Source organism: Roseovarius sp. MMSF_3350 (assembly GCF_030733425.1).
Lineage (GTDB): Bacteria > Pseudomonadota > Alphaproteobacteria > Rhodobacterales > Rhodobacteraceae > Roseovarius.
In genome coordinates this window covers 78,165-93,602 of the sequence record NZ_JASHIZ010000010.1, presented here as the reverse complement: position 1 = coordinate 93,602, position 15,438 = coordinate 78,165, and the positions used below count along the sequence as shown (strand labels likewise).

The window sequence follows — 15,438 nt, the reverse complement described above, 5'->3', positions numbered from 1 at the left end:
CTTGACCCTGCCTGCCCCGGGCCTGATCCGGAGGGACCTCATGGCCCCTCGCACACTCTCCCCCAAAGGTTTTGCGCCGCCTTCGGCGTCGCCGCAGCGCGCCTTCGGCGCTTGCATGAGTATTTTCGGCAAGAAAAAGCCGGGCGAACTGCCCGGATCGGAGGCCGCATGAAACACCGCCGCGGCCTTCTGATCATCCTGTCCTCGCCCTCGGGCGCGGGCAAATCCACGCTGTCACGCCGCCTGCGCGACTGGGACGAGACGATCTCGTTCTCGGTATCGGCCACCACGCGGCCCCCGCGCGCGGGCGAGCTGGACGGGCAGGATTATCATTTCCTCGACGACGCCACCTTCCGCCGGCAGGTGGCGGCCGGCGAGATGCTGGAACACGCCCATGTCTTCGGCAATTTCTACGGCTCGCCCAAAGCACCGGTGCAGGCCGCCATCGACGAGGGCCGCGACGTTCTGTTCGACATCGACTGGCAGGGCGCGCAGCAGATCCAGAACTCGGCGCTCGGGCCCCATACCCTCTCGATCTTCATCCTGCCGCCCAGCATCACCGAGTTGCACCGCCGGCTGGAAACCCGCGGCCAGGACAGCCCCGACACGATCGCCAAGCGGATGCAGAAAAGCTGGGACGAGATCAGCCATTGGGGCGAATACGATTACGTGCTGGTCAATGACGATCTCGACACCACCGATGCCGCGCTCAAGACCATCGTGTCCGCCGCCCGCCTGCGCCGCCTGCAACAGCCCGACCTGAATGCCCACGTGCAACGCCTTCAGGCCGAATTCGAGGAGAGATGAATGCCCATTTACGCGCTTGACGACGTGATCCCGCAGTTGGAGGACGGCGCCTGGGTCGCGCCCGACGCCAACATCATCGGCAAGGTGGTGCTGGAAGAGAACGCCTCGGTCTGGTTCGGCTGCACCCTGCGCGGCGACAACGAGCCCATCGTCGTGGGGCAGGGCAGCAACGTGCAGGAAAACGTGGTCATGCACACCGATCCCGGCTTTCCGCTGAGTATCGGGCGCGGCTGCACCATCGGGCACAAGGCGATGCTGCACGGCTGCACGCTGGGGGAAAACACGCTGATCGGCATGGGCGCCACGGTGCTGAATGGCGCCAGGATCGGCAAGAACTGCCTGATCGGGGCCTGCGCGCTGATTACCGAGGGCAAGGAGATCCCCGACAACAGCCTGGTGATGGGCGCGCCGGGCAAGGTCGTGCGCGAGCTGGACGACAAGGCCATCGCGGCCTTCAAGGCCACCGCGCTGCACTACCAGAAGAACGCCGCCCGCTACCGGGCGGGACTGCGCGCCCTCGACCTCGAATGAACCAGGGCAATATCGCCACGCTCCTGCAGGCGATCCCCTTGGCCGCTGTCCTGATCGGGCGGGGCGAGCGTATCCTTGGCGTGAACGACCGCGCCACGGCCTTGCTCGGGCCGGGGCTGACCGGGCGCCATTTCATCACCGCCATCCGTCAGCCCACCGTGCTCGACGCGGTCGAGGCGTCTTTGCGCGACCGCGAGATGCGCCAGACGCGCTATCTCTCCAGCGCCGGGGCGCAGGACACCACGTTCGCCGTCACCTGCAGCCCGGTCGAAACCGACGCAGGCTCCGGCGTGCTTTTGTGTTTCGAGGATGTCACCCATCTCGAGCAGGTGGGCCAGATGCGCCGCGATTTCGTCGCCAATGTCAGCCACGAGTTGCGCACGCCGCTGACCGCGCTTCTGGGCTTCATCGAAACCCTGCGTGGCCCGGCCCGCAATGACCCTGCCGCGACCGAGCGTTTCCTTGGGACCATGCAGGTCGAGGCCAGCCGGATGGAACGTCTGGTGAAGGACCTGCTGTCGCTCAGCCGGGTCGAGGCCCAGGAACGCGTGCGCCCCACGGACCGGGTCGATCTTGTCCGGCTGATCCACGCCGTGATCCATGCCACCCGTCCCATCGCCGAGGAAGCCGACGTGACGGTGGCGTTCCAGCCCGAGCTGGCCGATATCACCGTGCCGGGCGATGCGGACCAGCTTCAGCAGGTCTTCACCAATCTCATCGAGAACGCCATCAAGTATGGCGGACCGGGCAAGACCGTTACCCTGGACCTTGCCGCGCATTCCGATCATCCCGCCTTGCGGGGCCCCTCGGCGGTGGTGTCCGTGGCCGACCAGGGGCCGGGCATCGAGGAAGTGCACATCCCGCGACTGACGGAACGCTTCTACCGCATCGACAGCCACCGCTCTCGCGAGATGGGCGGCACCGGGCTGGGGCTGGCCATCGTCAAGCACATCGTCAACCGCCATCGCGGGCGACTGAAGGTCGAATCGCAGCTGGGGCAGGGCACCCGATTCGACGTTATTCTGCCCTCGCGCCCTACCGCGCGGCAGACCTGACGCGTCCCCTGTCCGTGTGCCCCGAGGTCAACCACAATTAATTCGTGGTTAACCTTTATAAAAAGCGGCCTGTCATAAAACCGTTACAAAACTGTAACAGAAGCGTCGTGCTGAGTACGTAGCAGGACACCGAGGTCACCTGCTGCAAGGTGATCGGGATACATGGATATCAGGAGCTTTATATGTCCTTCATGAAAATGACCGCCTCTACCCTGGCGATCGCGGCCGTTTCGGCCACCGCTGCCGCTGCACGTGACAACGTCCAGGTTGCCGGTTCCTCGACGGTTCTGCCCTACGCCTCGATCGTGGCCGAACTGTTCGGCGAAAACACCGACTTCCCGACCCCGGTCGTGGAATCGGGTGGCTCGTCGGCCGGCCTCAAGCGTTTCTGCGAAGGCGTTGGCGAAAACACCATCGACGTGGCGAACGCATCGCGCGCCATCCGCGAAAAAGAGATCCAGGCCTGCGCCGACAACGGCGTGACCGACATCATCGAAGTGCGCATCGGCTATGACGGCATCGTCTTCGCCAGCCAGCAGTCGGGCCCCGAGTTCACCGCGTTCGAGCCCACCGACATCTTCAACGCCATCGGCGCCACCGTCCTGAAAGACGGCGAACTGGTCGAGAACACCCACGAGACGTGGTCCGAGTTCAACAGCGAGCTGCCCGACGCCGAAATCGCGATGTTCATTCCCGGCACCAAGCACGGCACCCGCGAAGTCTTCGAAGAGAAGGTTCTGCTGGTCGGCTGCGAGGAAACCGGCGCGATGCAGGCCATGCTGGACAGCGGCATGAGCGAGGACGAGGCCGAGGATTCGTGCCTCGACGTCCGTCAGGACGGCAAGTCGGTCGACATCGACGGCGACTACACCGAGACCCTGGCGCGTATTGACGCCAACACCAACGGCATCGGCGTGTTCGGCCTGGCGTTCTACGAGAACAACACCGACAAGCTGAAGGTCGCCACCATGAGCGGCGTCGCACCCTCGACCGAGACCATCGCCTCGGGCGAATACCCGGTTTCGCGTCCGCTGTTCTTCTACGTCAAGAAAGCGCATATCGGCGTGATCCCCGGCCTGAAAGAATACGCCCAGTTCTTCGTCGCCGACGAGATCGCAGGCCCCGGCGGCCCGCTGTCGAACTACGGCCTGGTCGCGGACCCGGAACTGGCCGAGACCCAAGCAAAGGTCGAATCCGAAGAAACCATGGGCAGCGGCTCCTGATAGCCACTGACCACCGGGGGCGGCATATTCCGCCGCCCCCACACCCCTTTTAGGTAATTTTTCCAGACAGACGGATGGGGGGCTCATGCCGACACTCTGGCTATTCCTGATCGTGCTTGGCATCGCGGCGGTGGGCTATGTGCTGGGCCGTCAGCGCGCGCTCGGCACCGTGGGGGGCGACAACCGGCGCCTCCACTCCCTGCCGTCCTATTACGGCTCGAACGTCCTGATAAAGGTGGTCGTTCCCGCCTTCCTGCTGATGGTCGCCTGGCTGCTGATCCAGCCGATCGTGGTCGGCAACACGATCTCGGGCATGATCCCGGATCGCTCGGTCGACGCCAAGGGCTCGCTCGGCCTCGTGATGGCCGAGGTGCGCCGCACCGCCGATGGGCTCGACAACGCCGTGGCCCAGGGCCTGATGGACGAGGATTTCGTCACCGGCGCCCGCGCCGACCTGGCCGATGTCACGCAGCGTCTCAGGGACGCCGGGCAGATCGTCACCTCCGAAGTGACCCAGCCCATCCTGAACGCAGCGCAGCGCTACCGGGTGATGAACGCCACCGGCAACCTGATGATGACCATCGCCGTGCTGGTCGTCGCTGTTTTGGGCGCGCTCTGGGGCCTGCGCGAATCCCACGGCGATTTCCGCGCCCGCAACACGGTCGAGCGCAGCATCCGCGCCCTGCTGATCGGCGCCGCCTCCATCGCCATCCTGACCACGGTGGGCATCATCCTGTCGCTGGTGTTCAACACCATCGAGTTCTTCCGTCTCTACCCCGCTGCCGACTTCTTCTTCGGCACCAACTGGGCGCCCAGCTTCTCGGGCCGGGGCGGCAGTTCCGACCTCGGCGTGCTGCCGCTTTTGTGGGGCACGTTCTACATCTCAATCGTGGCGTTGGCCGTGGCCGTGCCCATCGGCCTCTTTGCCGCCATCTACCTGTCGGAATATGCCTCGCCCAAGGTTCGCTCGGTCGCCAAGCCATTGCTCGAGGTGCTGGCCGGCATCCCCACCATCGTCTACGGCCTCTTCGCCCTGCTGACGGTCGGCCCGCTGCTGCTCAAGGTCTTCGGTGATGACGGGCTTGGCATCATGCAGGCCGGCACCGCCGTGATGACCGCCGGCCTCGTGATGGGCATCATGCTCATCCCCTTCGTCAGCTCGCTTTCCGACGACATCATCAACGCCGTACCGCAGGCCATGCGTGACGGCTCCTACGGCCTTGGCGCCACACAATCGGAAACCATCCGCCAGGTCGTGCTGCCCGCCGCCCTGCCGGGTATCGTGGGCGCCATCCTTCTGGCCGCCAGCCGCGCCATCGGCGAGACGATGATCGTGGTGCTGGGGGCAGGGGCCGCCGCCCGGCTCGACCTCAACCCGTTCGAGGCCATGACCACCGTCACCGCCAAGATCGTCAGCCAGCTGACGGGTGACGCCGACTTCGCCTCGCCCGAGGCGTTGGTGGCCTTCGCCCTCGGGATGACGCTCTTCGTCATCACGCTTTGCCTCAACGTCTTCGCCCTCTACATCGTGCGCAAATACCGGGAGCAGTACGAATGACCGACGCAACGCTCAGCGGCGGCCACGGCCGCTCCTCGCTCACCACGACCGACGCCAACACCAAGCGGCGCAACGCCGCCGAGAAACGCTTCCGCGCCTACGGGCTGACGGCGATCGTGATCGGCCTCTTCTTCCTTGTCGTGCTGTTCGTCTCGATCATCCGCTCGGGCCTTCCGGCCTTCACTCACACAGTGGTGGAAATGGAGTTCACTCTGACGCAGGCTCAATATGACGAGGCCGAGGACCAACTCTTCAAGACCAAGGCCTATTCCAACCTCTTCATCGCCCAGCTTCAGGCGCAACTGGAGGAGCGCGGGATGGAGGTCGAATTCGACGAGGCCGCGATCGAACGCTTGCTGGGCAAGGTCGGCGGCAATCTGCGCGAATACTATTCCGCCAACCAGAACCGCCTGGGCGAGCCGGTGCAATTTTCCCTGTCCGCCTCGTCGCGCGTCGACGGCTATTTCAATGGCCGCGTCACCCGCGAGGCGCTGCAGGACAGCCGGTTTCTGATGGCCTCGGACCTCGACCTGGTGGATGCGCTGCGCAACGCCGGCATCATCAGGTCCGAATTCAACTGGAACTTCATCACCGGCGCCGACTCGGGCGTCGACAACCCCGGCGGGGCTGGCATCGGCGCCTCGGTCATCGGTTCGTTCTTCATGATGCTGGTGGTGCTGGTCCTGTCGCTGCCCATCGGCGTCGCCGCCTCGATCTACCTCGAGGAATTCGCACCGCAGAACCGCTTCACCGATCTGATCGAGGTCAATATCTCGAACCTCGCCGCCGTGCCCTCGATCGTCTTCGGCATTCTTGGCCTTGCCGTCTTCATCCAGTTCATGCACCTGCCGCAATCGGCACCGCTGGTGGGGGGCCTCGTGCTGACGCTGATGACCCTGCCGACGATCATCATCTCGACCCGCGCCTCGCTCAAATCCGTGCCGCCCTCGATCCGGGACGCGGCCCTCGGGGTAGGGGCCTCCAAGATGCAGGCGGTCTTCCACCACGTGCTGCCGCTCGCCATGCCCGGCATCCTGACCGGCACCATCATCGGTCTCGCGCAGGCCCTGGGCGAAACCGCGCCGCTTCTGCTGATCGGCATGGTCGGCTTCGTCGCCCGCGGCTACCCCGACGGCTTCGTCGCCGGCTTCACCGAGCCGAACTCGGCCATGCCCGCCCAGATCTACACCTGGGCCGCCCGCGCCGACGCCAGCTTCTATGAAAAAGCCTGGGGCGGAATCATCATCCTCCTGGTTTTCCTGCTGACCATGAACATCATCGCCATCATCCTGCGCCGGCGCTTCGAGCGCCGCTGGTAGAAAGGGACCTCCCCATGTACGATACGCCAAATACGGAGAGAGCCGTGGATCAGAAAGACATCAAATTCTCGGCCAGGGGCGTGCAGGTCTATTACGGCGACACCCATGCCATCAAAGACGTGGACGTGGCGCTGGAAGACAAAACCGTCACCGCCTTCATCGGCCCCTCGGGCTGTGGCAAGTCCACCTTCCTGCGGTGCCTCAACCGGATGAACGACACGATCGACATCTGCCGGGTCGAGGGCGACATCCTGCTGGATGGCGAGGATATCTACGACCGCAAGGTCGATCCTGTGCAACTGCGCGCCAAGGTCGGCATGGTGTTCCAGAAACCCAACCCGTTCCCCAAGTCGATCTACGACAACATCGCCTACGGCCCCCGCATCCACGGCATGGCAAAGTCCAAGGCCGACCTCGACGAGATCGTCGAGCGCGCCCTGCGTCGCGGCGCCATCTGGGACGAGGTCAAGGACCGCCTGCAAGCCTCCGGCACGGGCCTCTCGGGCGGCCAGCAACAGCGCCTGTGCATCGCCCGCGCCGTGGCGACCGAACCCGAGGTTCTGCTGATGGACGAGCCCTGTTCGGCGCTCGACCCCATCGCCACCGCCCAGGTCGAGGAACTGATCGACGAGCTGCGCACCGAATATTCCGTCGTGATCGTGACCCACTCGATGCAGCAGGCCGCGCGCGTCAGCCAGAAGACCGCCTTCTTCCACCTCGGCAACCTGGTGGAATTCGGCGAAACCGGCAAGATCTTCACCAATCCCGAAGATCCCCGCACCGAAAGCTATATCACCGGCCGGATCGGCTAAGGAGGCTCTGCAATGTCCGACGAACACATCTCCTCGGCTTTCGACCGAGACCTCGAAACCGTCCAGGCGCTGATCATGAAGATGGGCGGTCTGGTGGAAGAGGCGATCATGAACGCCGCCATCTCGCTCGACACCCGCGACGAGGAACTGGCCGAAAAGGTCCGCTCCGGCGACCGGGCGATCGACGACCTCGAAGAACAGATCGACGAGGAAACCGCCCGCACCATCGCCCTGCGCGCGCCCACCGCCATCGACCTGCGTGTCATCCTCACGGTGATGAAGATCGCCTCGAACCTCGAACGTATCGGCGACTATGCCAAGAACATGGCCAAGCGAACGACCGTGCTGTCGCAGATGACCCCGATCACCGGGGCCACCGCCTCGCTGCGCCGCATGGCCCGCGAAACCGAGCGCATGCTGCGCGACGTTCTGGACGCCTATATTCAGCGCGATGCGGCACTCGCCCGCGAGGTGATCCAGCGCGACCACGATGTCGACCAGATGTACAACGCGCTGTTCCGCGAATTCCTGACCTTCATGATGGAAGACCCTCGCAACATCACGCCCTGCATGCACCTGCACTTCATCGCCAAGAACACCGAGCGCATGGGCGACCATGTCACCAACATCGCCGAACAGGTGGTCTATCTCGTGACCGGCACAATGCCCGAAGACAACCGCCCCAAAAGCGACAAGACCTCGCTGGACCCCAAGGTCTCGCCCCAGGTCGGCGCATAACGAAGGACAACAGACGTCATGGCAAGCGATCAGCCCAGCGTACTTCTGGTCGAGGATGAACCCGCGCAGCGCGAAGTGCTGGCCTACAACCTCGAGGCCGACGGCTTTGCCGTGACCCGTGCCGAAAACGGCGAAGAGGCCCTGATGCTGGTCGACGAGGCCGCACCGGACCTCATCCTCCTGGACTGGATGCTGCCCAACGTGTCGGGCATCGAGGTCTGCCGCCAGCTCAAGACCCGCTCCGAGACGCGCAACGTGCCCATCATCATGCTCTCGGCCCGCTCCGAGGAGGTGGACCGCGTGCGGGGCCTGGAAACCGGCGCCGACGACTACGTGATCAAGCCCTATTCGGTGATCGAACTCATGGCCCGCGTCCGCGCCCAACTGCGCCGCACCCGGCCCTCGACCGTGGGCGAACGGCTGGAATACGAGGATATCATCCTCGATTCCGAAACCCACCGCGTCACGCGTCAGGGCGAGGGGCTGAAGCTCGGGCCGACCGAGTTCCGCCTGCTGTCGACCTTCATGGAAAAACCGGGCCGCGTCTGGAGCCGCGAGCAACTGCTCGACCGGGTCTGGGGCCGCGACATCTATGTCGACACCCGCACCGTCGACGTCCATATCGGCCGGCTGCGCAAGGCGCTCTGCCAGCACGGCGGCGACGACCCGCTGCGCACGGTACGCGGGGCAGGGTACTCGCTGGGCTGACGGCGCCGCGACTGGCGTTCACTGTTCTTCAAATACTCAAATCAAACAAATAAAGCGTGGCGCAGCCACTCGATATGGATGGTTGCGCTTTGGCCGAGCTCGTCTACTCTGTCGCACGGGACCGGACTGCAAAGGGCGCAGATCATGCTACCACTTCACGGCAAGGTCGCCCTCGTCACAGGCACCTCCGCCCCCAACGGAATCGGACAGGCCATCGCCCGCAGGCTGGCAGAGGACGGCGCGCATGTGGTCGTCACCGATCTCGGCGGCACCATGCAGATCGACGGCGTCGCCACCCCGCGCCTCTCGCTGCTGGAAACGCTCGCCGCCGAGCTCGATCCCTCGGGCACGGCGCTTGAACTGGACGTCACCGATGCCGCGCAGATCGACGCGGTCATCGCACAGGTACAGCGCACGCTCGGACGCGTGGACATCCTCGTCAACAACGCCGGCAGCCTCGCGGGCGCGGATAATTTCATGTCCACCACACCCGCCCAGTGGACCAGCAGTTTCAACGTCAACCTTCTGGCCCCGATGATGCTGACGCGCGCCGTGATCCCGGGCATGCAGGCCGCCGGGGGCGGGCGGATCATCAATATCGGCTCCACCGGCAGCCTGGGCGCCGAACCCGGGTTCGGCGCGTACACGGCGATGAAACACGGGCTGGTGGGCCTGACCAAGACCATCGCCGCCGAGTTCGGCCCCGACAACATCCTGTGCAACATCGTCTGTCCCGGCTATATCGCCACCGATATGCATATGGCCGCCAACACGCGGATCGCCGGCGAACGCGGGCTGAGCGTGGAGGAGGTCAAGGCGCAGCGGTATGCCAGCGTGGCCCAGCGCGACGCGGGCCGACCCGCCGACGTGGCCGATGCCGTGGCCTATCTGGCCGGACCGCAATCGCGCTATGTCACGGGAATCACGCTGCCGGTTTCGGGCGGCGTGCCTTACGGGATCTGACATCGGCATGTCACCGGGGCAGGGGGTCTTCATCCTCCGCCTGCGGCGCAAGCCAGTCGCGGAACTTCATCACCGCGCTGTCCCGTGCCTTTTCCTCCGGCCAGACCAGGTGATAGGCACCGGGGCTGTCGGTGCGCCCGCCCCAGACGGTGACCAGCTTGCCGGTCGCCAGATCCTGCTCGGCCAGGTAATCCGGCAACAGCGCCACGCCCAGCCCGTGCAAGGCGGCCTGCGTGATGGTCGAGAACTGGTCGTATATCGTGCCCGCCACCGTGCCGGTCTCGACCCCGTGCGCCGCGAACCACGCGCGCCACGCCTCGGGCCGGGTTTCGATATGCAGCAAGGGCAGGGACGTCACGTCCCGCGCCCGCGTCACCGCCGTCCGCTCTAAAAGCGCGGGCGCGGCCACCGCCACCACCGCCTCGCTTTTCAGCCGCAGGCTTTGCGTGCCAGGCCAACCGCCACTTCCGAAAAGAATAGCCGCATCAAAAGGTTCTGCGGCAAAGTTGAACGGTTTCAGCCGGGTCGACAGGTTCAGCGTCACCTCCGGGTGCGCCGCGGCAAACTCCGGCAGGCGCGGCACCAGCCAGCGCATCCCGAAGGTCGGCAATATCGCCAGGTTCAGGCTGCCGCCCCCGGGGTTCAGCGCCAGCTTCAGCGAGGCCTGGCTGATCCGGTTCAGCGCCGCGCGCGTCTCGCCGGCGTATTCCCGCGTCTCGGGTGTCAGCCGCACGCGCCGCCCTTCGCGCAGGAACAGCGGCACGCCCAGCTGGCTTTCCAGCGTCTGCAACTGCCGGCTCACCGCGCTCTGGCTCAGGCTCAGCTCGTCTGCCACCGCCGTCAGGCTGCCCAGCCGTTCGAGCGCTTCCAGCGCGCGCAGGGCGCCAAGCGATGGCAGAAAGCGACGGGGCAGGGACATCTATGCAGTTTCCTCATGAACCTATACAGAATTGCCGCTTTTTATTGCGCTTATCTCAGGATAAATTCAACCCGAACCGAATTTCCCCTGCAAAGGAGCCCGCCATGAGCCTCGACGCCCCGAAACTTCGTGACAAGGACAAGCCCGACCTCGCCGGGTTCGACTGGGCCGATCCGTTCCTGCTGAACGCCCAACTTGAAGAAGACGAGCGCATGATCGCCGACAGCGCCCGCAGCTTCGCGCAGGAAACCCTGCAACCCAAGGTCAAGGACGCCTACGCGTCGGAAACCTCCGATCCCGGCATCTTTCGCGAGATGGGCCAGATGGGCCTTCTGGGCACCACCATCCCCGAGGAATACGGCGGCCTTGGCGCCAATTACACCACCTACGGCCTCGTCGCGCGCGAGATCGAGCGGGTGGATTCCGGCTATCGCTCGATGATGTCGGTGCAGTCCAGCCTCGTGATGTATCCCATCTATGCCTATGGCAGCGAGGAGCAGCGCCAGAAATACCTGCCGGGCCTGGCCTCGGGCGAACTGATCGGCTGTTTCGGCCTGACCGAGCCCGACGCGGGCTCCGATCCCGCCGCAATGAAGACCCGCGCCGAAAAGACTGACGCAGGCTACAAGATCTCCGGCTCCAAGATGTGGATCTCGAACGCGCCCATCGCCGACGTCTTCGTCGTCTGGGCAAAGTCCGACGCCCATGACGGCAAGATCCGCGGCTTCGTGCTCGACAAGGGCATGAAGGGTCTTTCCGCGCCCAAGATCGGCGGCAAGCAGAGCTTGCGCGCCTCGATCACCGGCGAGATCGTCATGGACGGCGTCGAGGTGGGCGAAGACGCTCTTTTGCCGAATGTTCAAGGGCTTAAAGGCCCCTTTGGATGTCTCAACCGCGCGCGCTACGGCATCGCCTGGGGCGTCATGGGGTCGGCCGAGTTCTGCTGGCACGCGGCACGGCAATACGGCCTTGACCGCAAGCAGTTCAAACGACCGCTAGCGCAGACACAACTTTTCCAGAAGAAACTCGCCGACATGCAGACCGAGATCACCCTTGGCCTTCAGGCCGCTTTGCGCGTCGGTCGCCTCATGGACGCGGCCCAGGCCGCGCCCGAGATGATCAGCCTCATCAAGCGCAACAATTGCGGCAAGGCGCTCGATATCGCACGCATGGCCCGCGACATGCATGGCGGCAACGGCATTTCCGAGGAATTCCACGTCATCCGCCACATGATGAACCTGGAAACGGTCAACACCTACGAAGGCACGCACGACGTGCACGCGCTGATCCTCGGGCGCGCGCAGACCGGCCTTCAGGCGTTCTTTTAAGTCGCCACGGAACGCCGGGGCAGGGGGCGCCTGCCCCGGCGCTAACCGAACCGCCGCGCGTGATCGCTCAGCACCAGAAGCCCGCCGGCAATCGCCCAGTTCTTCACGAAGATCGACATCTGCCAGCCATCCTCGGGCTGAAAGTGAAAGACGCTGGTCACCATGCAATAGACGCTCAGCGCCAGCGCGACCCATCGCGTGGCAAAGCCCAGGAGCAGCGCCAGACCGGTCACTGCGGTGAACACCAGTGCCGGCCAGATCAACCAGCCCGGCAGGCCAAGGCCGGTCAGTAGCGCCATGGCTTGCTCCGGCGCCACGGCTTTCTGCACCGCGCCCGCAAGGAACAACATAGCCATCAGTGCGCGACCGATGCGCAAGGTCCACGAGATGTGCGTCAGCTCGGACAAAGATCTCTCCATCGGCAGGGGCCGCGAGCGCATGGACCCGAGGCAATCCGTATCGCATTCACGCAAGGCCGGTCAGTGAAGTTTCACGCTAGCTCTTTCAAGCATAGCCCATAAACGCATAATCAGTATTATGTTAAATAAACTGACGCTACATAAGCCGCCGCCAAGCTCACAAAATCCCGATCCATCAATGTCTTGCACCAGAGGCTTCAGGTCAACACCACGGGCATCCTCCCATATGCCACACTCAACCGGAACCTGTCACGCCCTACAGCTCTCTCTCGACAGCACCATACGGTACGGTCTATGACGGATGCGCAAAGGACGCTGGTGAAATGACTTCCATTCTGATCCTCAACGGGCCCAACCTGAACCTCCTCGGCACCCGCCAGCCCGAGGTCTATGGCACCACCACGCTTGCCGATATCGAGGTGCAGTGCACCGAAGCGGCCCAGACGCTCGGCCTCGACATCACCTTCGCGCAGTCCAATTCCGAAGGTGCGCTGGTCGACATGATCCACGAAGCCCGCGGCACGCATGACGGTCTCATCCTTAACGCCGGCGCCTATACCCACACCTCCATCGCCCTGATGGACGCGATCTCCAGCGCCGAGATCCCCACGGTCGAACTGCATCTCAGCAATATCCACGCCCGCGAAGAGTTTCGCCACACCTCCTACATCGCCAAGGTGGCGGTCGGCGTGATCTGCGGCTTCGGCGCGCATGGTTACACGCTGGCACTGCACGCCATGGCACGTCACCTGGAGGATGGACGATGATCACCACGGCCCATCTGAACGCGCTCCTGAACGCGCCCAGCATCGAAGAGCTGTGGGACATGCACGTGGCACAGATGGCCGAGTACGGTTTCGACAGGCTGATCTATGGCTTCACCCGCTACCGCACGTCCACATCCCTGGGCGATCCGGATGATTTCGTCCTGCTCAGCAACCACACGCCCGAATACATGAACGTCTTCATCGGCGAAGGGCTTTACCATCACGCGCCGATGGTCCGCTGGGCGCTCGACAACGAAGGCGCCTGTTCTTGGCGTGTCATGGCCGAGATGCTGGAAACCGAAACGCTCACCGCGCAGGAGCGCAAGGTCGTGGAATTCAACGCGTCCATGGGCGTGACCTGCGGCTACTCGATCAGCTTCAAGTCCATGTCGCCGCGCACCAAGGGCGCCATTGCGCTCACCGCCCATGCCGACCGTGATCAGGCCGCCTGCGACGCGCTTTGGCAAGACCATGGCGACGACATCATCCTGCTCAACAACATCGTCCATCTGCGCATCCTCACCCTGCCCTACGAGGCACCGGGCCGCTCGCTGACCCGCCGTCAGAAAGAGGTGCTGGGCTGGGTCGGCGACGGCAAGACGATCCAGGACATCGCGCTGCTGATGGAGTTGACCCCGGCCACCGTGGAAAAACACCTGCGCCTCGCCCGCGAGGCACTCAGCGTCGAGACCACGGCCCAAGCGGTGCTCAAGGCCGCGTTCCAGAACCAGATTTTCGTGCTCCACACTTGAAGGCACGCGCCCGCGCCTCGATAGATCGTAACAAAATTTCGTCCCTGCCCGAAAGAATTTTACCTTTCGGTAAGGATTCCCTTACTTTCATAAATTGACGTTACGTCGCACAGTGGTCGTGTTCCGTGAGTGGTGGCTTTCAAGCCTGGGAACATGGGTCGGCGTCTCCTGCGATTTCAGGTGAGTACCCGGCCTGCCGGTTTTGCCGGGGGCCGGTCGGTTTGCCTATTCATCGGTTGACCGACCGGATTTGCCTGCACCGTCTCATCCCGTTTCAGGTGCCGGGGAATTACGGTGTCGTCCGCCCGGACGGCACCGTTTTTCTTGGCGTCCTACGCGTCCAGATGCGGGAAATAATCCTCGCAGCCGCCCTCTCGGTACACATCCGCGGTGCAGCAATGCAGGCCCCCGCCGAACGCATAGGCGTCGCGCAGTTCCACCTCCACCACCTCCAGGCCCAGCCGGTCCATCTGCTCGGCCTGGTAGACCTCGGATTTCTCGACACAAACCGTCTTCGGATCCAGCACCAGAACGTTCATGCTCAGCCACACCGACGAATAACACAGCGGCGGCGGCGCGTTATGCGCGGGCTGCGCCGCATCCAGGATCTCCCAGCCGTTCGTCGCGAACATCTTGCGCTGGTCCTCGGGCAATCGCCGCTGCGGGTTGTTGAGGATCAACCCGGGACGAAGCGGCGTGAAGGTCGCGTCGATATGCATCGGATACGGATCGCCCGGAAAGTTCACCGCGTGCACGCGATGCTCGGGGAAATGCCGCCGCAGCCACTCGATGCCCTTCAGGTTGGTTGTGAACCCGTGCTGCACCACCAGGTCCCGGCCGAACCGCAGTACGTCGGCGGCATCGAACAGCGGCTCTTCCTCGGTGGTGACAAAGAACTTCTCGGCGGCCCATCGCAGGCGCTTCTCAACGCCGATCCTGTCGCTCAGGTAATCGGGACGATAATCCGCATCGGTCAGCCGCGGCTTCGGCGCTGCCTCATGCCGGAAATTCGGGTCCTCCTCCCAGTATTCCTGCATCAACGGCCGATAATTCAGGTACTCGAACCAGCGGCAGCGATAGGACATCGTCGCCTCCAGGATTTCATGTCCCACGGTCAAAAGAACGTCGCGCGGCGGCATACAGCCGAACTGGCTGCCGGTGTGAAAGTCCGGCGTGGTCACGGGCAGGGAATGGTCGATCGGCGTGGGCCGGTCCACCCGGATACCCCGCGCCTCCAGTTGCCCGGCGAAGCGGTCCAGCAATTCGTTCGCCCGGTCGATCGTCTCCTGCGGGCGGCGGCCCCGTTGCCCGCGCATGTCGCTGTCCTCGGGCACCTTGGCGTCCAGCGCCGGTTCCTCTGGCGGGATATGACACGCATCCGCCCGGCCCACGATCACGTGTCTCAGCGGGTCCCACTCGTTCCAGGAATTCACGATCGTCTTCTGCGCCATACCGGTCTCCTTTATGACGGGAAGACCGCGGCTGCCGATCTTCCGACTGCCCCGGCGTACAGGATGTGAGGAAAGGACAGGGCCATCC

At 64.2% G+C, this 15,438-nt stretch carries 16 protein-coding genes; 13 read left to right on the top strand and 3 right to left on the bottom strand.

Features of this window, described 5'->3' with window-relative positions; genetic code table 11:
• Window positions 1–168: 168 nt before the first annotated feature.
• The 10 genes from gmk (at window position 169) to RBB31_RS11310 (ending at window position 9,714) form a co-directional block, all read left to right on the top strand.
• Window positions 169–807: a guanylate kinase gene (gene gmk / locus RBB31_RS11355; protein WP_306129411.1), complete on the top strand. Its 639-nt coding sequence runs from the start codon at window positions 169–171 to the stop codon at window positions 805–807.
• Window positions 808–1,338, top strand: coding sequence for a gamma carbonic anhydrase family protein (locus RBB31_RS11350; RefSeq protein ID WP_306129410.1), 531 nt, complete (start codon window positions 808–810; stop codon window positions 1,336–1,338).
• Window positions 1,335–2,393 carry an ATP-binding protein gene (locus RBB31_RS11345; protein ID WP_306129409.1) on the top strand — a complete coding sequence of 353 codons (1,059 nt, stop codon included), beginning with the start codon at window positions 1,335–1,337 and terminating at the stop codon, window positions 2,391–2,393. The genes RBB31_RS11350 and RBB31_RS11345 overlap by 4 nt, the downstream gene beginning before the upstream one ends.
• Window positions 2,394–2,575: 182 nt before the next feature.
• Window positions 2,576–3,616: a substrate-binding domain-containing protein gene (locus RBB31_RS11340; protein WP_306129408.1), complete on the top strand. Its 1,041-nt coding sequence runs from the start codon at window positions 2,576–2,578 to the stop codon at window positions 3,614–3,616.
• A gap of 85 nt (window positions 3,617–3,701) precedes the next feature.
• A complete protein-coding gene (pstC, locus tag RBB31_RS11335) occupies window positions 3,702–5,174 on the top strand; it encodes a phosphate ABC transporter permease subunit PstC (RefSeq protein ID WP_306129407.1) in 1,473 nt (490 codons plus the stop codon).
• Window positions 5,171–6,493 (top strand): phosphate ABC transporter permease PstA, encoded by a 1,323-nt coding sequence (gene pstA / locus RBB31_RS11330; RefSeq protein ID WP_306129406.1) that lies wholly within the window; start codon window positions 5,171–5,173, stop codon window positions 6,491–6,493. The genes pstC and pstA overlap by 4 nt, the downstream gene beginning before the upstream one ends.
• 14 nt (window positions 6,494–6,507) lie before the next feature.
• On the top strand, window positions 6,508–7,305 hold the full coding sequence (gene pstB, locus RBB31_RS11325; protein ID WP_306129405.1) for a phosphate ABC transporter ATP-binding protein PstB: 798 nt from the start codon (window positions 6,508–6,510) through the stop codon (window positions 7,303–7,305).
• 12 nt (window positions 7,306–7,317) lie between these two features.
• Window positions 7,318–8,043 (top strand): phosphate signaling complex protein PhoU, encoded by a 726-nt coding sequence (gene phoU / locus RBB31_RS11320; protein ID WP_306129404.1) that lies wholly within the window; start codon window positions 7,318–7,320, stop codon window positions 8,041–8,043.
• 18 nt (window positions 8,044–8,061) lie between these two features.
• Entirely contained in the window at window positions 8,062–8,751 is a 690-nt protein-coding gene (gene phoB / locus RBB31_RS11315) for a phosphate regulon transcriptional regulator PhoB (RefSeq protein ID WP_306129403.1), read from the top strand.
• 144 nt (window positions 8,752–8,895) lie between these two features.
• Window positions 8,896–9,714 (top strand): SDR family NAD(P)-dependent oxidoreductase, encoded by an 819-nt coding sequence (locus RBB31_RS11310; RefSeq protein ID WP_306129402.1) that lies wholly within the window; start codon window positions 8,896–8,898, stop codon window positions 9,712–9,714.
• Window positions 9,715–9,724: 10 nt separating this feature from the next.
• Here RBB31_RS11310 and RBB31_RS11305 read toward each other — a convergent pair whose 3' ends face one another.
• Window positions 9,725–10,633 (bottom strand): LysR substrate-binding domain-containing protein, encoded by a 909-nt coding sequence (locus tag RBB31_RS11305; RefSeq protein ID WP_306129401.1) that lies wholly within the window; start codon window positions 10,631–10,633, stop codon window positions 9,725–9,727.
• A 104-nt stretch (window positions 10,634–10,737) separates the two neighbouring features.
• Between RBB31_RS11305 and RBB31_RS11300 the strand changes: the two genes are divergently transcribed.
• A complete protein-coding gene (locus tag RBB31_RS11300) occupies window positions 10,738–11,961 on the top strand; it encodes an acyl-CoA dehydrogenase (protein WP_306129400.1) in 1,224 nt (407 codons plus the stop codon).
• A 41-nt stretch (window positions 11,962–12,002) separates the two neighbouring features.
• Here RBB31_RS11300 and RBB31_RS11295 read toward each other — a convergent pair whose 3' ends face one another.
• Window positions 12,003–12,368, bottom strand: coding sequence for a DoxX family protein (locus RBB31_RS11295; RefSeq protein WP_306129399.1), 366 nt, complete (start codon window positions 12,366–12,368; stop codon window positions 12,003–12,005).
• Window positions 12,369–12,703: 335 nt separating this feature from the next.
• Between RBB31_RS11295 and aroQ the strand changes: the two genes are divergently transcribed.
• Window positions 12,704–13,147, top strand: a complete 444-nt coding sequence (gene aroQ / locus RBB31_RS11290) for a type II 3-dehydroquinate dehydratase (protein WP_306129398.1) — start codon at window positions 12,704–12,706, stop codon at window positions 13,145–13,147.
• Window positions 13,144–13,899 carry a LuxR family transcriptional regulator gene (locus tag RBB31_RS11285; RefSeq protein ID WP_306129397.1) on the top strand — a complete coding sequence of 252 codons (756 nt, stop codon included), beginning with the start codon at window positions 13,144–13,146 and terminating at the stop codon, window positions 13,897–13,899. Before aroQ ends, RBB31_RS11285 begins: the two co-directional genes overlap by 4 nt.
• A 332-nt stretch (window positions 13,900–14,231) precedes the next feature.
• Here RBB31_RS11285 and RBB31_RS11280 read toward each other — a convergent pair whose 3' ends face one another.
• Complete coding sequence (locus RBB31_RS11280; protein WP_306129396.1) at window positions 14,232–15,350, bottom strand: serine/threonine protein kinase; 1,119 nt, start codon at window positions 15,348–15,350, stop codon at window positions 14,232–14,234.
• Between the last annotated feature and the right edge of the window lie 88 nt (window positions 15,351–15,438).